The sequence below is a fragment of the Sulfitobacter aestuariivivens genome (genome assembly GCF_014763045.1).
GTDB classification, from domain to species: domain Bacteria; phylum Pseudomonadota; class Alphaproteobacteria; order Rhodobacterales; family Rhodobacteraceae; genus Sulfitobacter; species Sulfitobacter aestuariivivens.
On the sequence record NZ_JACTAG010000003.1, the window covers coordinates 234,046 to 256,049 of the forward strand.

Here is a 22,004-nt window from a genome sequence, read left to right on the forward strand (position 1 = left end):
GAGGCGAAATGATCAACACGCTGTCAGGTCGTTTACTGGTGTTGACGGTCATCTTTGTGATGATCGCAGAAGTGCTGATTTTTGTGCCGTCGATTGCGCGTTTTCGCGAAGACTACATGCTCAACAGGCTGGAACGCGCACAGATCGCGTCGCTTGCGTTGTTGGCCGACGACATGCTGGACCCGGCGCTGGAAGACGAACTGCTCAAGAACGCAGAGGTCTTTAACGTGGTGTTGCGCCGCGATGAGGTGCGCCAGTTGATGCTGTCTTCGGACATGCCGATGGCGGTGACCGAAACCTTTGATCTGCGTGATGCCAGCGCGCTGGTGCTGATCGGCGACGCGATATCGCGACTTTTGGAGAATGAGAACGAGGTCATCCGGGTCATCGGTGCGCCGGTGCGCGAGGCCGGTCTGCTGATCGAGGTGACGATGGAGACCGCGCCGCTGCGATCCGCGATGATCGACTACGGCATCCGGATCCTGATCCTGTCGGCGGTGATTTCTGTGTTCACGGCATTCTTGCTGTTTGTTGTCATGCGGATCTTTCTGGTGCGTCCGATCAAGAATGTCGTGGGTCATATGCAGCGCTATGCCGCCGCCCCCGAGGACGCGCGCCGGATTATCAAGCCGGGGGCAGGGGTGACCGAGCTGCGCGAGGCCGAAGAGGCGCTCAAATCGCTGCAGACCGAGCTGACGCAGGCCCTCAAACAGAAGGAGCGGCTGGCGCAACTGGGCTCGGCAGTGAGCAAGATCAGCCATGATCTGCGGAATATCCTGACCTCGGCGCAGCTTTTCACCGACCGGATCGAGGCCTCTGAAGATCCGATCGTCAAGCGGATGGCCCCCAAGCTGGTTGGGTCGATCACCCGCGCGGTGCATTTGTGCGAGAGCACGCTGGCGTTTGGCAAAGCCGAAGAGCCGTCGCCGACACTGACGCTGTTTGCGCTGGATGAGCTGGTGGACGATGTGATCGAGGGGGAGCGCCTTGCGGTGAAGGGTCAGGATATCGGGTTTGTCACAGACATCCCGCTGCGGATGATGGTGCGTGCCGATCCTGAACAAATGTACCGCGTGCTGGCAAATCTTGTGCGCAATGCGCGGCAGGCGTTGACGGCCACGGGCGCGGGCGGTGAAATTCGCGTGGCCGCAGAAGAAACCTATACCACCTGGCACATCACGGTGCGGGATGATGGCCCCGGGCTGCCTGCCAAAGCACAGGAGCATCTTTTTACCCCGTTTCAAGGCGGTGCGCGCAAGGGTGGCTCCGGTCTGGGACTGGCCATCGCAGCCGAGCTGATGCGCGGCCATGGCGGAAAGCTTTCGCTGGAACACACCGGCCCCGAAGGCACGCAATTCTGCATTGATCTGCCGAAGGGCGACGGCACGTTATCATAGCAGAAAGATCTGAATGCAGCGGCCCATAAGGGGCTTGCAAACCCCGCGCCGCCCTACTAAACCGCGCGTCAGTGGACCGATAGCTCAGCTGGATAGAGTACCTGACTACGAATCAGGGGGTCGGGGGTTCGAATCCTCCTCGGTCCGCCACTTCATTAGATTCCGATCATGTTCTTTTGGGGCAGTGGGGCATCTCAACTGCTTACCCAACATTGTGCCAGATCCTATTTCCGGGCGGCCTTAGAATCCGCAACACAGAGGTGTGCTCGCACAAGGCGAGAGACTCTGGGTCCGCGTCAGATTGATGGCATTACCGCCGATTTTGCTGGTCACAGGCTGCGGTGCGCGTTTGTCGCTATAGGGTAAAATCGGCCAGCAGGCGACCAAGCCGCCCTAACCAGCAAAACTCCGATCAAAGAAAAAGGCGGCACAAAAGTGCCGCCTTTCATTTGGCGAGGATTTGTCCTCAGTTCATTTTGAAGTACTTGAACTTTGCCGTGTCGTCCGCTGCGACGATGGTATCGACGCCGGATTTCATGCCCCAGTTCAGCACCTGATGGTGGATCGGGACGTAGAGCGCTTCTGATTGCACCACTTCCCAGATCTCGGCGATCATGCCGTTGCGGGCTTCGAGATCGGTTTCGGAGGCCAGAGCTTCGATTTTGGCATCCAGTTCAGGATTGGAGTAGCGCGTGCCGTTCCAGGAGCCGTACTTGTCGTCCCGCGTGTGCACGAGGAAGTTGAAGATGTACTCGGAATCGTAGGTGGGTACACCCCAGCCCAGCATGTAGAAGTCTGTCTCAAGACCGTTGATCAGCGGGAAGTGCTGCGCCTTGGGCTTGGCATCAAGGTTCACCGTGACCCCGATCTGGGCGAACATGCCGACGGCGGCCTGACAGATCGCTTCATCATTGATGTAGCGGTCATTGGGGCAATCGAGCTGGATAGAGAAGCCATCGCCATAGCCTGCTTCGGCCATCAGCGCCTTGGCCTTTTCGATGTCGGTGACGGAAGAGCCATCAAGTTCTTCGTCAAACCCGTTCACGAAGGGCGGGGCGATCATACCCGCAGGCGCGGACTGGCCGCGCATCACGATCTGCTGAATCGCATCGCGGTTGATGGCCATGTTCATCGCCTGACGGACCTTCACATCTGCAAAGGGGTTCTTGCCGTCGACGTTGTCATTGGCCAGATCCGCATCCCCCATGTTCATGCCAAAGAAGATCACGCGGTTCTGGGGGGCGGTGCGCACGTCCAGACCATCGGTGCCTGCGACACGCTCAAGGTCCTGCACGGGCACGTCCTGGATAAAGTCGACCTCACCCGACAGCAGCGCTGCGACACGGGTCGCGGCGTTCTGGATCGGGGTATAGACGATTTCGGTGACTTCCAGGGGGAATTCGTCTTTGCCCCAGTAGCTTTCGTTGATCGCCAGGACGGTTTTCACATCCGGTTCGCGGCTGACCAGCTTGTAGGCGCCGGTGCCGTTGGCGTTCTTGGCGGCAAAGGTGTCTTCACCTCCTTCGTAGTCCTGCACCTTGACGGCATTGTTCGCCTCGGCCCAGTCCTGATCCATGATGAACAGGTTCGTCAGGTTGTTGGGCATGATCGGGTTGGGACCATTGGTTTCGATCTCGACCGTCAGGGGACCTGCCGCGCGGACCTCTTTCACCGATGCGAGCAGTTCCTTGTAATCGCTGTCTTCGGTCATGGCGCGATCAAGGCTGAATTTGACGTCCGAACTGTCAAAGGCGGCGCCGTCGTGGAAGGTCACGCCTTCGCGCAGGGTGAAGACCCAGACGTTGGGGTTGTCTTCGGATGGGCCCCATTCGGTTGCCAGCGCAGGCACGATGGTGCCTTCCATGTCCCGCATGACCAGTGGTTCCATGATCTGATGCGCGAGGGCGGATGTCGGCCCTTCGTTCTGGGCATGCGGATCAAGCGTGAGCGAATCGCCAGCGCGGGCCCAGCGGAGCGTTTCCGCGCTGGCCAGTGCCGTTGAGGACAGCAGAATTGCTGCGGATAGAAGTGTTGTTGTCGTTTTCATGAAAAACGTTTCCCCGTTTTGTTTTTAGTGATGCGCGCAGTGTTTGTCAGTCAGACTTGTTTCGCAAGGCGATAGTTGTGGCCCTTCAATCAGCGGTAGTAGCGCGGCCTTGCTTGGGGAAAACTTCGATTACCCCCGCGGCAATAATGAGCGCTGCCCCCAGCCACTGGACCGCGACCATACGCTCATCCGGCAACAGCAGACTGGCTGACAGGATGGCGACATAGACCTCTGACATCATCAGAATGCCGACACGGCCCGGGTAAAGGATGCGACTGGCCCAGAACAGCAGGATCACGGCAGGCACGTAGACCAGCAGCGCGAAGGCGGAAAGGGCCGGCAGGTTTGCCAGTAGCAGCGCCGGGTCGGGCAGGCGGGCATCGCCAAGTGCGAGGCCCAGGCCGAAAGTGAAGAGCACCAGAAACAGGTATTGCAGCATGGCCATGCCCGCGACCGGCAGATCGCCCCGGCTTTTGATCGCGGCACCTCCCAGTGCCCAAAGCACGCCGGAGGCGACAGCGAGCACATCCGCGGCCCCCAGTGGTTGGCTGTGGTCGCCAGACAGCAGGCACCCAAGGCCCACAAGCCCCAGTACGATCGCGGACCATCGTCGCCAGTCAGCCTGTTCGCCCAGCAACCAGATGCCCAGCAGGGTGGCCCAGATCGGCGTCAGATAGAAAAGCAGCGTGGCGCGGATGACGGAACCGTGGATCAATGCCGCAAAGTAGCAGGCAAAGGCTGCCCCAGTGAGCACACCGATCAAAATTCCGCGGCGCAGATGCGGGGATTGGTGGCGCCAGTCATAGGCCACAAAAGCGGCCAGGGCCGCGCCCGCCAGCAGGTTCATGGTGGCCACGGCCCAGGTGCCGGGAATGCCCTGTTCCACGAAGAACCGGATCGGCCACCACACAAGCCCCCAGATGCAGGCTGAGGTGAAAACGAGCCCGGATGCGAGGGCTGTCAGGTTGCGCGGGGCCTTCATTCTGTGCGGTGGCCCCGCGACATGCTGTGGGAAAGGGTTGTCGGGAACAGCGTCATAGCGCCAACGGAGCGCTGTCAGGATGCCAAGTCAACCCGGTTTCACGTGCAGCATTGCCCACCCCACCCGGGGTTGCGCAGGGCCGGCTGATGTGCGACCCGGTGACGGGTCAGCGCGCTATCGGCCGCTGTCGTTTGGCGGGTCCGCACCCATTGTTTGAGCGCGCGGCGGATATCCACAGCGAACACCCTGATTGTTTCCCAATTTCTGCCACAATTCAAAAAATGTGCCTCAATCCGGCCTTTTTCTTGCCTCAATGCGGTGAATCGTGCGATGAACTTCCTCGCATGAGCCTCTATGCAGCTTTTGGTTTTCGAGTGATGCCACGGGCGATGTTTAAGTGATTAGTAAGTTCTATTTGGTGAAATGAGGCATATGATGGGAAACAGATGATGCAAAGCCAAGACATTCAGATGCCCAAGACGATTACAGTAACGCCCGCGTCGGAAGTGCATGCAGAGCTGCCGCAGACTGGCGTTCTGCGGTTCGAACGCAAGCGCGGTGCGATGGCGGGTAACCCCGCGATGGGCTTTGACGAAGACGGCAATGTTGCATTTTATTTTGCCGATGGGGCGTCTGTTTATCTCGCCTGCGCCTAGCCGACGGGCCGCGCATTAGCGGCCTTTGGTTTCAGGACGCCTGCGCCATCCCGGCTTTTGCCGGTTTTGAATCTATCCATGCCAGAAAATCAGATGTGGCTGGGGCGCTGCCCCGCCAGCTGACCTTCCTTTGGCTGCATCGTTTTCTAGCTGGTGTTTGGCACGCCAGTGAGAGGGTGGAATTTGAACCGCCGCACTCTGCCAAGTGCATCTGACGGCACCATGGCCGGATATCGCGCGGTCCAGCAAGTGGCAGCGCGTCTGCAGTGGTCACCGAACCGATTGGCCGCATCGCGATGTCCTGACCCCAACCGACCAATTCTGCGTGGCTTGCGTGACGCGCGGTTTTTCAGCCGCTGGAGCGTCACTTTTGTGGTTTAAATAAGGCGTGCAAATTGGTTGCTCGGAACGGTCATCCACTAGATATGGTGGAAAAATCGACATCCTGCGGGGTGACGTGACTCAAATATCACAGTGACTTTGCAATGCCTCTTGCCGGGATTCCGCGTTGTTTGACGGTGCGAGTCAGTGGGGCTTACAAGAGGTCAATGAAAAGCTGCACCGATAAAAATCGCAGCGAAATATGAGGCAGAAAACATGGCAAAGATTAGCGTCTTTGGCATTGGCTATGTGGGTGTTGTGTCCGCTGCGTGTCTTGCGCAGGACGGTCACGAGGTCATCGCAGTCGATGTCGATACAGGAAAGATCAAAGCAATCAACGAGGGCCGCAGCCCGATTGTCGAAGAAGGCATCGAAGAGCTGGTGCGGCAAGTCGTCAAAGACGGCAATCTGACAGCGACGGACGATTTCGAGCAAGCGGTGCTGAATTCGGATGTATCTTTCATCTGCGTCGGTACACCGTCGTCTCCTGACGGATCCGTGGGCCTTGAGTATGTCATTTCGGTTTGCGAGAACATCGGCAAGGCCCTGGCCAAGAAGAAAAGCTATCACAGCGTCGTCTTGCGTTCGACGATTGTGCCGGGTTCCACCGAAGAGGCGTGCATTCCGGTGCTGGAAGAAAACTCTGGCAAGGTCGCGGGCGAAGGTTTCGGCGTTGGGTATTTCCCCGAGTTCCTGCGCGAGAGCACAGCCATCGCGGACAATTACGCACCCGGTCTGATCGTGTTTGGGTATCTGGATGAAAAGACCCGCGTGATCCTTGAAAAGATCAACGGTTCTCTGCCGTGTGACATGCATCAGGTCGAGATCAAGACCGCTGAGATGGTGAAATACACGTCCAATACATGGCGCGCCGTCAAGGTGACCTTTGCCAATGAGATCGGCAATATCGCCAAGGCGAGCGGCATCGACGGGCAGACGGTGATGGAGATCCTGTGCTCGGATGAAAAGATCGCTATGAGTCCCTATTTCATGCGCCCCGGTTTTGCCTTTGGCGGCTCATGCCTGCCCAAGGACGTGCGCGCACTGAAGTATCTGGCGGGCAGCACGGGCACCAAGCATCATCTGCTTTCTGCAGTGCTTGAAGCCAACGAGGCTCAGATTGCCAAGGCCGAGAAGATGGTCATTGACAGTGGCGAGACCAAGGTTGGTTTTGTGGGTATTTCTTTCAAGCCCGGCACGGATGATCTGCGCGAAAGTCCGTTGATCACGCTGGCAGCGCGGTTGATTGACAAGGGGATCGATGTATCGATCTACGATCCCTTCGTGCAACAGGCCTTTGACAACGCAACACCCGGCGCGGGCCGCGGCAATGACGATGTGCCCGATCTGGAGCAGCGCATGGTCTATAGCCTTGATGCCTTGCTTGAGGGTAGCGGCACTGTGCTGGTGGGCAACCATTACGGCGAGACCGTGGAGCGGCTTAAGAAGGCGGCGGGCGAACGCCCGGTGGTCGATCTGACGCGCCTTGCCCGCGACAAGACCTCTGATGATCGGTATCAGGGGATCTGCTGGTAACAGCAGGAACAGGTCGCGCAGCGATGCTCAGAGCAACCACACATCTGGCGTATTTCTCAGTCGCCATCTTGTTCCTATGCGCCGTTCCCCAGGGGTTCCTGGGGAACGCGCAAGGGGCGCAGGGGACGATCCTTGTGATCGGCTTTCTGGGGGCGTGGCGTTATAGCTGGGCGGCCATCAACTTTACCCGTGCGCTGTGGTTCAAGCGGCTGGTGTATCCGCGCTGGCGCAAGCGGCGCGATGAACGGTTTGCCCAGAGCCGGGCCAAGCATCACTGCTATTTCATGGTGACCACCTATATGGTGGATCCTGACATTACGCTGCCGGTCTATCGGTCGATTTTCAAGGCAGCGATGGCGGCACGGGATGGGGCGACGATTGTCGCCTCTGTCGTGGATGGTATGGACGACCGGCTGATCAAGGGCATCTACCGCGCGATGGATGTCGATCCCAATCACGTCGAGTTGGTGATTGACCGGATCAAATCGGACGGCAAGCGGGATGCGATGCAAAAAGCACTGCGCATTCTGGCAAGCTTTTCGCCGACGCATAACGATATCATGGTCTTTGTCGATGGTGACACCATCGTGCCCGAGGATATCTGGGCGCGTTCCGCCCCTGTGTTCACCGATCCCAGGACCGGGGCACTGACCACCGATGAGGCGGCGATCATCGGGCCCGAGGGGCTTTTCAAGGATTGGTTTCGTCTGCGGTTCAATCAGCGGCAGGTGATGATGTGTTCGATGGGGCTGTCAAACCGGGTTCTGACGCTGACAGGGCGGATGAGCGTTTTTCGCGCCGATCTCAGCACCGATCCCACGTTTGTGCGCGCCGTGGGGCAGGATTATCTGGATCACTGGCGCCTCGGCCGCGTGAACTTTCTGACCGGGGATGACAAATCCACCTGGTACTGGTTGCTGACCCACGGCTACGAGACGGCCTATCTGCCGGATGTGCAGTCCGCGAGCTATGAGGGCCAGCCGCGCGATACGTTCTTTGACAGCGCCAAGACGCTGATGGTGCGGTGGTTCGGGAACATGATGCGCACCAATGGGCGCGCCATCCGTCTGGGTCCGAAGGACATCGGATTTTTCACGTGGTGGTCCATTCTGGATCAGCGCGTCAGTTGCTGGACCACGCTGGTTGGTCCCATTTCGGTAATCATCACGGCGATTGTTGCGACGCCGATCGTGATCCCGCTTTATCTGGCGTGGGTGATGATGACGCGGTACATATTTTGCGTTTACATCGCGCTTTTCAATCGCGAGTGGTTCCCGATCACGCATCCTTTTGTGCTGTATTTCGGTCAAATCACCGGTGCGATGATCAAGACGTTCGTGTTGTTCCGTCTGGACCGTCAGAAGTGGACGCGGCAGGGCGGCGGCGGCGGTGCGAAGGTGGTGGCGTTCTATGATCGGCTCAAGATGATGGAAAGCACGGCGCATCACGCGCTGGCCTATGCCTGGTTGACGATTGCAATCATGTTTCTGAATACGTTGGAGTAACGGGTAGCGATGACGGATCAGAAGAACCCATCCGGCGACAACGCCACGCCCATTCCCAAGGATTTCGGGCTGGAGAATGAGCATCCGATGCTCACGATGCCGTTTTCGCTGCGCGTCGGCGATCAAGTGTTTGAAGGGTCGCGTCTGTCGGTCACGCAGATGGAGGTGTCTTCGCCTGTGGGCGAGGCGGTGCCTGGGACACGCAGGCTGGGTACGCTGAAGTTCCCGTTCGAGGATTTTTCCGTCACGCTGACCGCGGATGTCACCGTGCAGGGGCAAAGCGGTGATACGTTGACGCTGTTGTTTTCTGAGCCGACCGGCGCGCATCTGGCGCAGTTGCGGTATCTGATCAACAGCTACATTGCAGGCGATCTTGTCACGCTCAAGGGCATGATGAGCTATACCGGCCCGACCCAGCCCAAGGCCCCCAAGGCCGCGGTGCAAAGGTCCGTGCGCGACCGCGCGCGGTCCATTGGGGTGGCCCTTGCCTCGCTTCTTTTCGTGCTGGTGGCGGCCACGGTCGTTTTTGGCCGCTACACCACGGCGTATGAATTGCATCCGGTGTTCATCGACCGCGGCGGGCAATCAATGCAAGCCACGGTTGCAGGTCAGCTGACCTATCTGGATGGCGATGCAGCGGTCGGGGATGTGGCCTATACCATCGCCGCCACGACCGGAGATGTTCTTAGTTTTCAAATGCCTAGAGAGGGTGAGGTTCAACTTGCCTCAGAAATATATGAAGGCGCAACTGTCCTTCCTGAGGACTTAATTCTGACAATTTTCGACGATAGCTCATCATTAAGGTTAAGGACGATGATCAGCATCGAAGGGCTGACACGGGCACTGCAGGGCGATCCTGCACGTATCGAATTGAACGACGGTCGGAAGTATCCGGTCGAGGTTCTGGTCAAAGATACAACCCGTGCCGCAGCGCTGACTGGCGATCTGTATGTTCCTGTTGACCTTGCGGTGAAGGGCGAAGGTCTGGACCCGGTTGACGTTGGAAAGTCGGCGCGGTTGCGGTTGTCAAAGACACTGTTGGGCGTGTTCGGCGTGCGGCAGGAGACTGAATGATGACTAAGATCACGCCTTTGATCATTTGCGGAGGGAACGGTACCCGTTTGTGGCCGATCTCGCGCAAGCATAGCCCCAAGCAGTTCCAGCGGATCGGGGGCGAAGGGACACTGACCTTTTTCCAAACCGCCGTGCAGCGTCATCGCAGCAGCCAGTTTGCTGATCCCATTATTGTGACGGGCCGCATCCATGAAGGCACCGTGCGCAAGCAGTTGCAGGAATTGCAGGTCAAGGCGCGGATCATTTGCGAACCCATGGGCCGCAACACCGGTCCGGCCGTGCTGGCCGCTGCCGAGGTTGTGCTGGCGGACGATCCCGATGCGATCTTTGTCGTGGTGCCTGCCGATCATGTGATCGAGGGCGACCTCGTCACGCCGCTTGGTGCCTGTATTCCAGCCTGTCAGGCGGGCCATATCGTGACTTTTGGCATCACGCCGCGGTATCCTGAAAGTGGCTTTGGCTATATCGTCGACAAGGGCCCGCTGGGCGAAGATCCTTTTGTGCGTCAGGTCGCGCAGTTTGTCGAAAAACCTGCTGTTGAAGATGCGACCGCGCTTATCGAGGCGGGCAACGCCTATTGGGCCTCGGGCATTTCCATGTTTGCAGCGAAAACCATTCGCAGCGAATACCGCGCGTTTGATCCGATGACGGCGGCGCATGTGCAGCAAAGTGTGCTGGAAGGCACGGTCGAGGATGGCGTGCTTTATCTGCAAAGCGAGCCCTTTGAAAAAGCCGCTGCCCAGCCCACCGAAAGCGCCGTGTTCGAGCGGACAGAGCGGATCGCTTTTGCGCCGCTGAACGTAAGCTGGGATGATGTGGGCAGCTGGAAAGCCATGTATGGCATTTCGCCCGCCGATACCGATGGCAATGTGTTGCAGGGCAATGTGATTGCACATGAGGCGCAAAACACGATGGTGCGCGCAGACAGTCGTCTGGTCTCTGTTGTGGGGCTGAGCGATATCATCGTGATCGACACGGCAGACGCCCTGCTGGTCGCACGCATGGATGAGACGCAGAACGTCAAGGCCATTGTCGATGAGCTCAAGCGGACGGGACGCCCGGAAGCGGAGCGCCATCACGAGGCCAAGCCCGCGATGGTCCCCATGGTCGATGCCAAGCTGGTGTCGCAGCTGGCCCCAAGTGAGAATTATCAGGTCGGTGCGGCCGAAATCGGCGTGGGATCCACGCTGACCATTGAGCCCGGTGACGCGCGTCAGGCACTGGTTGTGCGCGGACGTGTGCATGCAACAGGTGCGGAATGGCAGAAATCCGTTGGGGAAGGCGGGCGCATATATGCGGACGCCAAGGCGCCTGTTGTGATCACCAACCTAAGCGACGAAAAGTCGGAATTGCTGTTTGTCACGCTGGAATCGGCTGACTTCCAGCCGAAATCAATAGGACAGGTCGTGAATGGCTAGCCTACTGCGCCTCCCGTTGCTGCGCTTTTGCGTGGTGGCAGTGGCGCTGCTTGCGCCTGTGGCGGCGCTGTCAGGTCCAACGCTTGATGCAAAGGAATTGCGCGCCGCTGTACGTGCATTCGAGGCCCGGACAGCCGGTCAGGTCCTGCGTCCCGTGGATGTCGCTGCGCTGCGCGCTGATCTTGGATTAGGGACAGCGGGGCGGGTTGCGGCGCCGTCGGATGATGCCGCGACAGGCAAACCCGCGCTAAGCGGTGCAGGCGGGCTTTTCGCGCTTCAGACCGGTCAGGCGATCCAAACACCGAATGTGCGCAGCAGCGGCCAAAGAGAGGGCCCCGTTGATGCGGGCACGACGAATTTCCGACTGATGATGGCGTCGCTGGCGCAGTCTTACAGCGGGATCAATACGCTTTCCGTGATCACGGCACAGGGCGCGCGAGGCAGCACGGCGCTGTCCATCCGCTCAGGCACTGTGACGCTTGCCGACGTGCGGTCGCTTTTTGCGGCCAACGGCATGCCTCCGCGTGCTGATGGCACGTTCACGGCACCGCTGGTACTGTGGCCCGACGCCACGCTGCGGCTGAGCCCTGGCGAACGGATGGGTCTGGCCCGCGACCAGGGGGCGTTTGTCCTGTCGATGGGGCATCTTGAGATCAACGGTGCGCTGATCGAAGTGGTTGGCGGGGAGAACCCGCATGAGCCGGTCTTCATGCCGTTTGTGACAGTTTTGGGCAGTGGATCCATTCAGATGGTCGGCAGCACGCTGCGCGGCCTTGGTTTTGGGCGCACCGCGAAATTCGCCGGACTGACGGTTGCGGGCAATCCGCTGATGCAGGCCAAGCGCAGGGTGATCCTGCGGGGCAATCTGTTTGACGACATCAAGATTGTTACCATTGCCGGTGCGCCGGCTGCAGAAATTAGCGGCAACACCTTCAGCAATGCGCGCAACAATGCGCTGAATGTGATGAACGCGCCATATGCCGTTGTGCGCGGCAACCTCTTTCGGGGCACGGCGCCCACCAATGCGATCCGCGTTGATTTGGGGTCTGATCATGCCCTGATTGCCCAGAATGTGTTTTTGGGCGGTGAGCGGGTTGCGGTGCTGATCAACGGCAATTCCAACAGCGTTGCGGTGCGCGATAATCTGATCTGGCGACGCGACGGCGCGGGGATCAAGTTTCTCAATACGCGCTGCGGTCTGGCCGAGGGCAATATCCTTGTCGACAATCGCCAAAAGGGCATCGAAGTGCGCAAAAGCGACGGTGTTGTGGTGCAGCAGAACCTGATCACGGGCAACCGCAGCGCAGGTGTCTGGGTGTCTGCACAGGCCGAAGATGCCCGCACAGCAGTGCGTGACAATATTTTTGAGGCGAACGGCGCGGGCCTTTCGGCGGCAACGGGCGCAGAAATCTGGATATCCGGGAACAACTTTTCCAGGCAGCTACCCAAACTGCTGGATGGCGATATAGCGCGGCTGAGCACCCGGCTGGTCCGGGATCTTCGGGGCGAGGGATCTTGGCGGCTGAACCGCGGCAAAGCCCACGCACAAGAAATGCTGACCCCCCTGTGCGGGAGCGAAACATGACGCTGCGCGGGGTGGTTTTTGGGGCAGTTGGGGCGGCGTTGCTGCCTCTTGGCGCATTTGCGGAGACGGCGAAATCGCCGATTATCCCTATCCTCATCTCACCGTCCAAAGAGGCGCAGCGCATTTCGGTCACGGTGGAGCGGGGCTTGAGGTCTTCCAAAACGCTGCGCACGGCTGCCTTGCGTCAGGCGCGCGAGGCGATGCACGCCGGGGATCGTATCAGCAGCGACGACATGCGCCAGCTGGCGTTGGCGGGTGACGGTCTGGCCGCGCAGCGCTATGCGCGCCAGTTGATATCGGGCCGCGTGGCAGCGTCGCCGTCAGATATCGCCTATTTTTCCGCCATTGCGGTCGGGACAGGCCGGGTCTGGACGTTGGGGCCGATGATTGAGGCGATGCACAAGCTTGATCCCGCGCAGGAACCGCGCGCGCGTGTACGCAAATATATTAAGGTGCTCTATCCATATGCCTGGGCGGGCAACGCGCTGGCACTGGACGCGCTGGTCGCATTCAACGGTGAGGGCCGCCTCTTCGGGCCGCTCTCGGACGCCACGCGCGACCGCATATTGTCCGAAGCTCAGACGCAGGGCGACGGGCGCATCGAACTTGGTCTTGCCATGGCCATTCTCGAAAGCGAACGCAGCAAGACAACACCGGACAGCTCGGCGCTCGATCAGGCGCGGAGCTATCTGGCCACGGCAGAGGCATCGGGCCATCTGGCGGTCAGGACAACGGCGCAAAATCTCTTGCGCCTGATGGAGAACGGCTGACACAATAGGCTGACAGGCAGCAGCCAAGAACAACGATAACCGGACAGCAGCGGGGCTTGCAGTGAAACCGGACATGACAGATCGCACGAGGCACTCGGGCTTGCGCCGCTTATGGCACGCGGGCCTTCTGGGCTGTCTGGCGATGGTCGCGCTGGCGCTTGCGCCCGGGAAAGCCGCCGCACAATCCGCCTATGATTGCCGCGCTCTTGAGGTGCATGGTGCCTTGCCTGCGATTGAGGGCAGGGATGGCGTGTTTTTCCGCATCGATCCGGATATGCACGCCTATCAGACCCTGAGCGATGAAAGCATCGCGCTGATTGGTGAGCTGAGCCGGGCGCTGCGCTCGCGCGGGACGACGCTGGTGCTGATGCCGGTGCCCGGACGCGGGCATGTGTTGGCGCACCAGTTGCCCGCGATGGCGCAGCACGTGGGGTTTGACCCCGATATCGCCACGGCTGTGCACCGCGATGTCATGCAGCGTCTGGCGGGTGCCGGCATTGCGGTGGCCGACCCGCGCCGCGCCTTGCGGCAATCTGCGCTGGCCGGGCGGATGCCCTTTTTCGCCGCAGACCCGCGCCCGACCGCCGAAGGCAGCAAGGTCATGGCTGCGAGCATTGCGGATATTCTGGCTCAGCACCCGGACACCAAGGACCTTGCGCGTGGTCAGTTCCTGACCCAGCCTGTCGGTGCGGTCACGCTGCCTTCCGTCATGCGGGCCCAATTGCAACTGGCATGTCAGGACACTTTGCCGACGGTTGCGTTTGCCGCCGAGACAACGCGACCTGATGGTCCAGTCTCAGACAGTGTTGGCGTTGCGGCGGTGATCGGCACGGAATTCACCGGCACCGCGGCGCTGAATTTTTCCGGCTACCTCAGCGCGGCCAGTGGTCTGCGGGTTCTGGGGTACGGGGTCGCGGGTGGCGGGGCGTTTGCGGCGATGTCGTCTTATCTGACCTCCGTGGACTTTCGCGCCGCCCCGCCGCAAGTTCTGGTGTGGGAATTCCCGCTGTGGACGTCGCTTGCCAACCACGGCGATCAACCGATGAAAGAGCTCATCGCGGCAGGTGGCGAAAGCTGCTCAAGGCCGCTGACCCTTGGGCCCGGTTCCGGTCCGGGGCGGGTGGTGGCCGATCTGCAGGGTCTTGATGCCGGCCAAGACGTCACATTGGCGCTTGATACAGACGGCGCATTTGTGTCGGCCGTGCGTTTCCATTTCAGGGGAGCGGACGATCTGGTGCGCCCGCGCAGCATTTACCGTCATCCCGATCAGTTGCTTACGGGACGGTTCTATATGCCGCTATCCGGTCTTGAAGCAACAGGTCTGAGATCGGTCGAGATCGAGATCCCGCAGCCCTATGGCCCGCAGCCCAGTCTGACGGCCTGTATCCGCGGAGCGACAGAATGATCCGTACCGCCCTGCTTTCCTGTGTGCTGTTTTTGGCAGCCCTTGCGCCCCGGGCCGAGGCGCAGGCGCTTAATCTTGAGTTCCTGCCGCCCGATGTTGAGCCCAATGATGTGTGCTACAACGCGGGCGTTGCGGCCGGGCCGGATGATCTGACTACGGATGGTGACCGGGAGGTGCTGACCGATAAGGATCGCATTCGTTTTTTGCGCCGTGACATCAGGGTCTATAGTCAGGATGACGCGGATCGGTACTTTGATTTCATCAAGGTGCTGATTGCCCGGCGGACCGGGTTGGACGCGGAATTCAATTCAGTGGACGCCGCGTTTGCCGAGGTCGATCTGTGGCTGCGTGCAGGGCGCATGGAGACGCTGCACTCATCCGGTTTGATCGAAGGTTTGCGCGACCGGGTGGAGGAGCTGAGCAACAATCAGCGGGTGACGCTTGCGCGGTTTTACAATGACGGGATCGGTGTGGATGCCGATCCGGCATTTGCGCAAGAGCTCATTCGAGAGGCGGCGTTTGGCGGCAACGCGCGGGCGCTGCTGGAAATCGCGCGGCTGGCACAGCAGGGCATCCTGATAGACGATTGGGATGCACCGCTTGATCTGACCGTCACGATGGCGTTTGGCGGCATTCTGGGCGCGCTGGACAGTGGCGTCTGCCGGCGCGCGGAACAGATTGCGCAGGCCTATCTGAAAGGTGATGTCGTTGCGAAGAACCCTGCTCTTGCGCTGGCGTGGTATCGCTTTGCGGCTGATCTGGGGCGAGCTGAATCTGCCTGGCGGGTTGTTGAATTCCATCTCAATGCCGATGCCGCGCAGAAGGACAATATTGAGCTGCGCAGCTATCTGGAACAGGCGGTGCGGCTTGGGATCAGCATATCACCCGGCGATGAGGCCGCACTGGTAGCCTCCGGCGCGGTTGATCGCGCTGAATTGCAGGCGATGCTGGGGTTCAATTACAGCCAAGACGTGAGGCGTACCGCCCGCAGCCTGCCCGAAAAGCTTGAGCTTGTTGTCAATATCGACGGTATGGAAGCCGGTGAAGACAGCAAGTATCTGCAATATCTGAGCGAAATCTCGCAGGTGAGCGAGGCGCCGGGCCGCGTGTTCGAGCGGCTGGCAACCGAAACCCTGATCCGGCGCGGGCGCTGGGCGGGGGAAGCCAAGGCCATGGAATTGCTTGAGGAAGCGGTGCGTCGGGGGGATGGGCCGGGCGCACAAAAGCTGGCCCGGATGCTGGTTAGGTATCGCGATGACCCCGCGCGGATCGTGCGCGCCGAAAGCCTGCTGCTGGAGGTTGTCGCGCGTCAGGGCGAACCGCAGGCGATGGCCGATCTTGACAGGCTTTACCGCTGTCAGGTCAACGACGCGCCGCGTCTGGCGCAGGCCGACGCCTGGGCTGCGCAGTATCGGGCAACGGGCCACCGCACGGTGTCGGTCAATGCGACAGACCTGCTGGCGCTGGCACCCGAGCGCGCACCCGAGGCCATCGCGAAGATCCAAACGCAGGCGCTGGATGGGCGATCGCAGATGGTTGCCAGCCATGCCCAGCGTGTGCAGTCGAACCCGCTTGCCCCTCAGGCCGCGTTGCGGTTCTGGGCGTCGCGGGTCAACCGGTCCAACCAGGCGCTCGAGGCCTTTGCCGAACTAGAATTTGAACTGGCCACCACGCCGGCGCAGCGGGAACTGGCCATGGAGTTTTTCCGCCGGGTTCATCTTAACAACGGGGTCACCACCGCGCTTGATCTGGCGATCGCGCTGACGGAGTACAACGCACGCGACCCACAAGTGGCGCAGGAGATCGTCAAGCTGCTGACCATGGCGGGCAACCGGGGCGAGGGTGGTGCGATCCGTTTGCTGGCGCGTTTACAGTCTGGGGAACGCTCGGAGGCCGAGGTCTATGCCCAGTTTGCCGACAAGATCGAAGCGCGCGGGGATTTTCTGGGACTGATGTTTGCCATGCCCCATATTGATGCAGGGCGGGTCGATGACTACGTGGACCGCGCGGTTTCGCTGATGAACTGCGGCACCAAGGACGCGGATGAGTTGGGAGATGCCTATGCCATCCACGGTCAAGGCGAGATGAGCTATCACTGGCGGCGGATCGGGCTTCATTTCGAGGGGGGGCATGTGCTGTCCAAGCTGCGTCTGTCGAACCGGCAGATGGGGTGGTTTAATGATGGCACCGCACCCAGTATCGCCGACGCTGCGGCACGTGCGCTTGCGGACGGGGACGCGGGCGCGCTGATGCGCCTGATTGTGCTGACGGCCAATCCCGATCTGGCCACCTATGATGCCGAAGCGGCCTCGGGCTACATTTTGCAGGCGCTGGAGAACAGCAGTGCAGCGTCGCTGCCTGATGTCGTGGCGCTTTTCCGCGCGGCACCGGATGAAGTGCAAAAGCAGGTGCAAACCACTGTTGATATCGGGCTTACCCTGCAACGCGCAGCGGAAGCCGGGTCAGTGAATGCGGCGTATGAGTATGCGATGTTGCTGCGCGAGCGTGCCCGGCTGACCGCAGATCTTGGACGGTCAGCGAACTGGTTACAGCAGGCGGCGGAACGCGGCCACCGCGATGCGATGTATGAATATGGCTATGCCATCGGGTTTGGTCTGGGGCGTCCGGCGGATCCGGCAGAAGCGCTCTTGTGGTTGGATCAGGCAGGTCGCGTCGGCCACCCCAAGGCCGCTGAAACGGCGCACGTGCTACGCGTAAAGAGCGGGCTTTAGAGGGATGCGATGGGCGCTGATCTTTTTCACTTTGATACCTGGCGTGGCCATGTCCGCTGAATGTCCGGAATTTGCAGCACCTGTGATCGATCTCACATTTTCCAGCCGATATGTGGCAGAGGATGAAACCCGGTCGGAAATTGACCCTGAAAGTGCCGAGGAAACCGAAGCAGCGCTGGCGCCGCTGGATGCGTTTGTCGCGCGAATGACGGAGCAGACCGATGCGGCATTGGAGGCCAATGATCTGGCCGCAGCGGCCTGTGTTGTCGCAGAACTTGTGCATTGGGCGCAGGCGGATGCGCTATCCGTGTTGGGAACCGAGACGGTAGAGCTGACCATCGGGTCGCGCCTGGCGGCACTGGCGCTGGTCGCGGGTCAGGTGGCCCCGGCAGGCACGCCCGAGGATCTGGCCGAGGTGCACGCCTGGCTGGTGCGGCGCATGGAAGCGCAGATGACGTTCTGGGAAACCGCGCCGGATGGTGCGGCCAGCGGCAATTTGCGGGCCTGGGCGGGATTGGCCGGTGCCGCTGTTGCCATGGTCGCGCATGATCCGGTGATGCGCGGCTGGGCCGCGTGGTCGATCTCTTATGTGGCCTGCACCGCAAATGCAGACGGCAGCCTGCCGCAGGAGATGGGCCGCGGTGAGCTTGCCTTGCACTATCAATTGCATGCGGTCGCCCCGTTGACGGTTGCCGCGGCCCTTCTGGAGCAGCAGGGCCTGTCCGTCGCGGCACGGTGCGAGGACGCGCTGGACCGGATTGTAAGTTTCACATTGGAAGATGTAGCTGCAGGCGGCGTGGCCTCAGAAGCGCTGAGTGGCGAGCCTCAGACGGTGTCTGAGGGTATCGATGACCTCAAGGATTTCCAACTTGCCTGGGTCGAAAGCTGGCTTCGTTTGCGGGGAGATCGCAAGCTGGAGGCCGCGATTTCTGAGCGGCGACCTTTGAAATACTCGAAGCTGGGCGGTGATCAGACGCGCATCTGGCGCGGGTTCTAGGCCCTGACGCGCGCATACTCGGGATCGTATGGTCCCGACGGAATGACATGTGCCGCGATCCTGTCGCCCAGCAGGTCAAGCCAAAGCGCCGTTCCGATCGCCGAATGATCGGCATCAACAAAAGCATAGGCAAGGTTCAGACCAGTCCGATGCCCCCAATCGCCGGAGGTGACGGTGCCGACAACTTTGTCCTCTACCATGACGGATGCGCCGCCGTAGGCAGGGCGATCTGCGGCGTTGATCTTGAGGCTGACCAGGCGCTTGGCGGGCGGCGTTTCGGCGCGCTTGGCAAGGGCTTCCTTGCCGATAAAATTGCCTTTCCCGAGCTTAACGAAACGGTCGAGGCCGGTTTCAAACGGGTCAAATTCAGTCAGGATATCGGCTTTCCAGTGCAGGTATCCCTTTTCCATCCGCATGCTTTCGACCGCGCGGCTGCCGAAAAGGCGCAGGCCATGTGCATCGCCTGCAGCGCGCAGGGCAAGGTAGGCCGCGTAAAGCTGTGCGTTGGGAACATGGATTTCATAGGCCAGTTCACCTGAAAAGCTGACAGCCATGACAACAGCGGGGGCGATGCCGATGAAGGCCTCGCGCAGGCTGAGCCACGGGAAGGCGGCTGCGGACCAGTCGCCACGGGATGCCGCAGACAAGACATCGCGCGCTTTCGGACCGGCGAGGACGAGGATGGTCAAGTCATTGGTCAGGGATTTGATCTGTACGTCTTCGTCGTCGTGCAGGTGGGCCTGAAGCCAGTCCATGTCGTGAAACTCAGCCGCTGCCGCAGAACCGTACCAGATGCGATCCGGCCCGCTGTGGCTTGCAGGGACATTGGCGAAGGTTGCTTCGGACTTGAGCATGCCATGGTGGTTCAGCAGATAGCCAAGACCGACGCGGCCCGGTTTGCGGGTCACCGTGCCGCAGCACATGCGGTCAAGGAAGGCGTGGGCATCGGTGCCGGTGATTTCGAAGCGGTTGAAGCCGTTGACTTCGGTAATCCCCACGCCGTTTTGCACGGCGGCGACTTCGGCCGCGATCACGTCGAAGGCGTTGGAGAATTTGAACGTGTGGTCTTCGGTATAACCCGGTGCGGGTTTGATGTATTCCAGCCGTTCCCAGCCGTTCACAACGGTGAACTGCGCGCCTTCGGCGGCCAGCACCGGTGTAAGCGGGGTGGTTTTGGCGGGCCGCCCGGCTGGGCGGTGTTCGTGGGGGTAGTGAAAGCGGAATTCGTTCTGGTAGTCTTCGATGGCCTTGAGCGCGGTCAGTTCCACATTGGCGTGACCCGTAAAGCGGCGCGGGTCGAGCACCCAGGTGTCATAACACGCCTCGCCATGTACGATCTGTTGGGCCAGCAGCCAGCCGTGGCCGCCGCCTTCGCCCAGGCCCGCGCGCAGGCCGATGATGCAATAGGCGTTGCGTTTGCCGGGGATCGGGCCGACCAGTGGCGCGCCATCAATCGTGTAGGTGATGGGGCCGTTGACGACGCGTTTGATGCCGACCTCGGTGAGGGCGGGCATGCGGGCGAAAGCACCTTCGAGCACGTCCATCACGCGGTCGAGGTCGTCGGGGCACAGGTCGTTTGAAAAGGCCGGGCTGATGCCGTCCATGCCCCATGTGCGGCAGTCCTGTTCGTAGAACCCCACCAGCAGGCCATTCTTTTCCTGTCGGGAATAATAGTCGCTGATCGGGCAGCGCAGCAGGGGCATGCGGTGGTCCGCCTCGACGATGGCGGGGATGTCTTCGGTGACGAAATACTGGTGTTCCATGGATGCGACGGGATGGTGGACGCCCATCATCGCGCCGATTTCGTTCACGCGGTAGCCGCCCGCGTTGACCACGATATCGGCGCTGATGGTGCCGTTGGGGGTTTCGACCTCCCAGGTGTCATCTTCAAGTTGCCTGAGGGCCGTGACGGGCGTGTTGCGGTGCACTTCGGCCCCGGCCTTGCGCGCATGAAAGGCGAGCGCCTGGCAAAGCTGTGCGGGGTCGATGTCGCCGTCCTCGCCATCCCAGAGGCCGCCCAGCAGGTTGTCGGTAGAGATAAGGGGGTGGCGGCGGGCGCATTCCGCGGCGTCAATGACTTCGTAGGTGACGCCCATGCCGCGCGCCATGGAGGCGAAGTGGTGGTAGGCGTCCATCTGTTCGGGTTTGTTGGCCAGCCGGATGCCGCCGTCACCGTGGTGGTAGCCCACAGGGTATTCCGGGTCGTCGCGCAGTTTCTTGTAGAGCGCAATCGAGTGGGATTTGAGGCCGACCATCGTCTGGTTCATGCCAAAGTTGGTGACCTGTGCGGCGGAATGCCATGTCGTGCCAGACGTCAGTTCATCGCGTTCCAGCAGCATCACGTCTGACCAGCCTTCCTGTGTCAGATGATAAAGCGTCGAGCAGCCGGCGATGCCGCCGCCGATGACCACAACCTTGGTGCGCGTTTTCATTGGGTGCCTCCTGATATCGTCGCAGGATGCCGCATGGGCGTGGGGTCAGGCAATCGGGCCGGACATCGAAGAATCTATGTTTCAGTTTTTCTGAAGTATCTGGAATCCGCCTGAGAGGAAGGGCAGACGGCTATCGGCCTCTGCCACGATCCGCTCTGACAGGCTGGTGCGGATATCATCCGCCATGCGGGCGGGCAGGGGGCCAAGCGCGTCGGCGCGCGCGTGAAGGGCAAGGCGTCTGGAGAACGCAGGCAGGGGCAGCGCATGTGCAGATACCAGATCGCCTGCGCGCGGGGTGCCGAAAAAGGCCAATGCCGTGGTGATGGCCCAGCCACCCAGCTCTGCGGTCATGGCAAAGAGCGCCTGATTGGTGGAGAATTCGAACCCACGGGCTTTTTGCAGGCCTGACCGTCGCAGATGCGCCTCGATCTGACGGCCGATTTGCAGATCGCTGGCATAGCGGACGACCGGAAGTGATTTGAGCGTCTCAACGGTGGGTGCTGTCTGGCCAGCGGCCGTAACAAGGATAAAGGGATCGCGCAGGATCGGATGTTGTTCGACCCAATCGGCCTCTGCCACGGTATCTACCGCCAGCATCAGATCCACGGCGCGCGAAGTGAGTGCGTCGAGGTTTTCGTGGCTCGCCCCGCTGGTGAGGCTGAAAGACACGTTGGGATAGGTCCGGGTCAGCCGCAGCAGCCAGGGGGCGATGACCGTCGCGTCCAGTTCTTCGATGGAGGCGATGCGGATGCTCATCGGGGGGGCGTGTTCGGCATGCGCGAGGCTTGCCTTGGCGGCGCTGACATCGTCCAGCAATTGTCGGGCGGGTTCCAGAAAAAGGGTACCCGCGCGGGTCAGCCGGAAGGAGCGCGCGGAGCGTTCGATCAGTTTTGCGCCCAATGCGGCCTCGAGTGCGGCCAGTTGCTGCGACACGGAAGAGGGGCTGAGCCCCAGGCGGTGGGCAGCACGGGTCACCGATTGTGCCTCGACCACGACCACAAAGATTTGCGCGGCGCGAAAGGTGAAGGGGGGAGCTTTATTGTCCATTTACGAATCAAGATTTCGGTTTTGCCTCAACTTGTCCAGC

16 protein-coding genes and 1 tRNA gene are annotated in these 22,004 nt (G+C 60.7%); 13 read left to right on the plus strand and 4 right to left on the minus strand.

Features of this window, described 5'->3' with window-relative positions:
• The first annotated feature begins 8 nt into the window (after positions 1–8).
• Both H9Q16_RS19075 and H9Q16_RS19080 read left to right on the plus strand, forming a co-directional pair.
• Positions 9–1,397 carry a sensor histidine kinase gene (locus H9Q16_RS19075; RefSeq protein WP_191077062.1) on the plus strand — a complete coding sequence of 463 codons (1,389 nt, stop codon included), beginning with the start codon at positions 9–11 and terminating at the stop codon, positions 1,395–1,397.
• A 73-nt stretch (positions 1,398–1,470) separates the two neighbouring features.
• Positions 1,471–1,547 (plus strand) — tRNA-Arg (locus H9Q16_RS19080).
• A gap of 316 nt (positions 1,548–1,863) precedes the next feature.
• Here H9Q16_RS19080 and H9Q16_RS19085 read toward each other — a convergent pair.
• Together H9Q16_RS19085 and H9Q16_RS19090 are read right to left on the minus strand one after the other, a co-directional pair.
• Positions 1,864–3,444, minus strand: coding sequence for an ABC transporter substrate-binding protein (locus H9Q16_RS19085; protein ID WP_191077063.1), 1,581 nt, complete (start codon positions 3,442–3,444; stop codon positions 1,864–1,866).
• Positions 3,445–3,529: 85 nt separating this feature from the next.
• Positions 3,530–4,426, minus strand: a complete 897-nt coding sequence (locus tag H9Q16_RS19090; RefSeq protein ID WP_191077064.1) for a DMT family transporter — start codon at positions 4,424–4,426, stop codon at positions 3,530–3,532.
• A 146-nt stretch (positions 4,427–4,572) separates the two neighbouring features.
• On the opposite strand from H9Q16_RS19090, the gene H9Q16_RS19095 reads away from it, so the two are divergent.
• The 11 genes from H9Q16_RS19095 (at position 4,573) to H9Q16_RS19145 (ending at position 18,485) form a co-directional block, all read left to right on the plus strand.
• A complete protein-coding gene (locus tag H9Q16_RS19095; RefSeq protein WP_191077065.1) occupies positions 4,573–4,827 on the plus strand; it encodes a hypothetical protein in 255 nt (84 codons plus the stop codon).
• Between the two features lie 45 nt (positions 4,828–4,872).
• Positions 4,873–5,082 carry a hypothetical protein gene (locus H9Q16_RS19100; protein WP_191077066.1) on the plus strand — a complete coding sequence of 70 codons (210 nt, stop codon included), beginning with the start codon at positions 4,873–4,875 and terminating at the stop codon, positions 5,080–5,082.
• Between the two features lie 597 nt (positions 5,083–5,679).
• The gene (locus tag H9Q16_RS19105; protein WP_191077067.1) at positions 5,680–6,999 is read left to right on the plus strand and encodes a nucleotide sugar dehydrogenase; all 1,320 of its coding nucleotides are present in this window, start codon (positions 5,680–5,682) and stop codon (positions 6,997–6,999) included.
• A gap of 23 nt (positions 7,000–7,022) precedes the next feature.
• Positions 7,023–8,504, plus strand: a complete 1,482-nt coding sequence (locus H9Q16_RS19110; RefSeq protein ID WP_191077068.1) for a glycosyltransferase — start codon at positions 7,023–7,025, stop codon at positions 8,502–8,504.
• A 9-nt stretch (positions 8,505–8,513) separates the two neighbouring features.
• The gene (locus tag H9Q16_RS19115; RefSeq protein ID WP_191077069.1) at positions 8,514–9,578 is read left to right on the plus strand and encodes a hypothetical protein; all 1,065 of its coding nucleotides are present in this window, start codon (positions 8,514–8,516) and stop codon (positions 9,576–9,578) included.
• Positions 9,575–10,996, plus strand: coding sequence for a mannose-1-phosphate guanylyltransferase (locus H9Q16_RS19120; RefSeq protein ID WP_191077070.1), 1,422 nt, complete (start codon positions 9,575–9,577; stop codon positions 10,994–10,996). Before H9Q16_RS19115 ends, H9Q16_RS19120 begins: the two co-directional genes overlap by 4 nt.
• A complete protein-coding gene (locus tag H9Q16_RS19125) occupies positions 10,989–12,581 on the plus strand; it encodes a NosD domain-containing protein (RefSeq protein ID WP_191077071.1) in 1,593 nt (530 codons plus the stop codon). Before H9Q16_RS19120 ends, H9Q16_RS19125 begins: the two co-directional genes overlap by 8 nt.
• Positions 12,578–13,351 (plus strand): hypothetical protein, encoded by a 774-nt coding sequence (locus H9Q16_RS19130; RefSeq protein ID WP_191077072.1) that lies wholly within the window; start codon positions 12,578–12,580, stop codon positions 13,349–13,351. Before H9Q16_RS19125 ends, H9Q16_RS19130 begins: the two co-directional genes overlap by 4 nt.
• A 73-nt stretch (positions 13,352–13,424) precedes the next feature.
• The gene (locus H9Q16_RS19135; protein WP_191077073.1) at positions 13,425–14,756 is read left to right on the plus strand and encodes an alginate O-acetyltransferase AlgX-related protein; all 1,332 of its coding nucleotides are present in this window, start codon (positions 13,425–13,427) and stop codon (positions 14,754–14,756) included.
• Positions 14,753–17,488, plus strand: coding sequence for a tetratricopeptide repeat protein (locus H9Q16_RS19140; protein ID WP_191077074.1), 2,736 nt, complete (start codon positions 14,753–14,755; stop codon positions 17,486–17,488). The genes H9Q16_RS19135 and H9Q16_RS19140 overlap by 4 nt, the downstream gene beginning before the upstream one ends.
• A gap of 49 nt (positions 17,489–17,537) precedes the next feature.
• Positions 17,538–18,485 (plus strand): alginate lyase family protein, encoded by a 948-nt coding sequence (locus tag H9Q16_RS19145; protein ID WP_191077075.1) that lies wholly within the window; start codon positions 17,538–17,540, stop codon positions 18,483–18,485.
• Here H9Q16_RS19145 and H9Q16_RS19150 read toward each other — a convergent pair.
• Both H9Q16_RS19150 and H9Q16_RS19155 read right to left on the minus strand, forming a co-directional pair.
• On the minus strand, positions 18,482–20,917 hold the full coding sequence (locus H9Q16_RS19150) for a GcvT family protein (RefSeq protein ID WP_191077076.1): 2,436 nt from the start codon (positions 20,915–20,917) through the stop codon (positions 18,482–18,484). The genes H9Q16_RS19145 and H9Q16_RS19150 overlap by 4 nt on opposite strands.
• An 81-nt stretch (positions 20,918–20,998) precedes the next feature.
• Positions 20,999–21,964, minus strand: coding sequence for a LysR family transcriptional regulator (locus H9Q16_RS19155; protein ID WP_191077077.1), 966 nt, complete (start codon positions 21,962–21,964; stop codon positions 20,999–21,001).
• Positions 21,965–22,004 lie beyond the last annotated feature (40 nt).

What these genes read in the sequence shown, in the direction of transcription:
- H9Q16_RS19075 (WP_191077062.1), top strand. Translation starts at nt 9, where the DNA reads ATGATCAACACGCTGTCAGGTCGTTTACTGGTGTTGACGGTCATCTTT.
- H9Q16_RS19085 (WP_191077063.1), bottom strand. Translation starts at nt 3,444, where the DNA reads ATGAAAACGACAACAACACTTCTATCCGCAGCAATTCTGCTGTCCTCA.
- H9Q16_RS19090 (WP_191077064.1), bottom strand. Translation starts at nt 4,426, where the DNA reads ATGAAGGCCCCGCGCAACCTGACAGCCCTCGCATCCGGGCTCGTTTTC.
- H9Q16_RS19095 (WP_191077065.1), top strand. Translation starts at nt 4,573, where the DNA reads ATGTGCGACCCGGTGACGGGTCAGCGCGCTATCGGCCGCTGTCGTTTG.
- H9Q16_RS19100 (WP_191077066.1), top strand. Translation starts at nt 4,873, where the DNA reads ATGATGCAAAGCCAAGACATTCAGATGCCCAAGACGATTACAGTAACG.
- H9Q16_RS19105 (WP_191077067.1), top strand. Translation starts at nt 5,680, where the DNA reads ATGGCAAAGATTAGCGTCTTTGGCATTGGCTATGTGGGTGTTGTGTCC.
- H9Q16_RS19110 (WP_191077068.1), top strand. Translation starts at nt 7,023, where the DNA reads ATGCTCAGAGCAACCACACATCTGGCGTATTTCTCAGTCGCCATCTTG.
- H9Q16_RS19115 (WP_191077069.1), top strand. Translation starts at nt 8,514, where the DNA reads ATGACGGATCAGAAGAACCCATCCGGCGACAACGCCACGCCCATTCCC.
- H9Q16_RS19120 (WP_191077070.1), top strand. Translation starts at nt 9,575, where the DNA reads ATGATGACTAAGATCACGCCTTTGATCATTTGCGGAGGGAACGGTACC.
- H9Q16_RS19125 (WP_191077071.1), top strand. Translation starts at nt 10,989, where the DNA reads ATGGCTAGCCTACTGCGCCTCCCGTTGCTGCGCTTTTGCGTGGTGGCA.
- H9Q16_RS19130 (WP_191077072.1), top strand. Translation starts at nt 12,578, where the DNA reads ATGACGCTGCGCGGGGTGGTTTTTGGGGCAGTTGGGGCGGCGTTGCTG.
- H9Q16_RS19135 (WP_191077073.1), top strand. Translation starts at nt 13,425, where the DNA reads ATGACAGATCGCACGAGGCACTCGGGCTTGCGCCGCTTATGGCACGCG.
- H9Q16_RS19140 (WP_191077074.1), top strand. Translation starts at nt 14,753, where the DNA reads ATGATCCGTACCGCCCTGCTTTCCTGTGTGCTGTTTTTGGCAGCCCTT.
- H9Q16_RS19145 (WP_191077075.1), top strand. Translation starts at nt 17,538, where the DNA reads ATGTCCGCTGAATGTCCGGAATTTGCAGCACCTGTGATCGATCTCACA.
- H9Q16_RS19150 (WP_191077076.1), bottom strand. Translation starts at nt 20,917, where the DNA reads ATGAAAACGCGCACCAAGGTTGTGGTCATCGGCGGCGGCATCGCCGGC.
- H9Q16_RS19155 (WP_191077077.1), bottom strand. Translation starts at nt 21,964, where the DNA reads ATGGACAATAAAGCTCCCCCCTTCACCTTTCGCGCCGCGCAAATCTTT.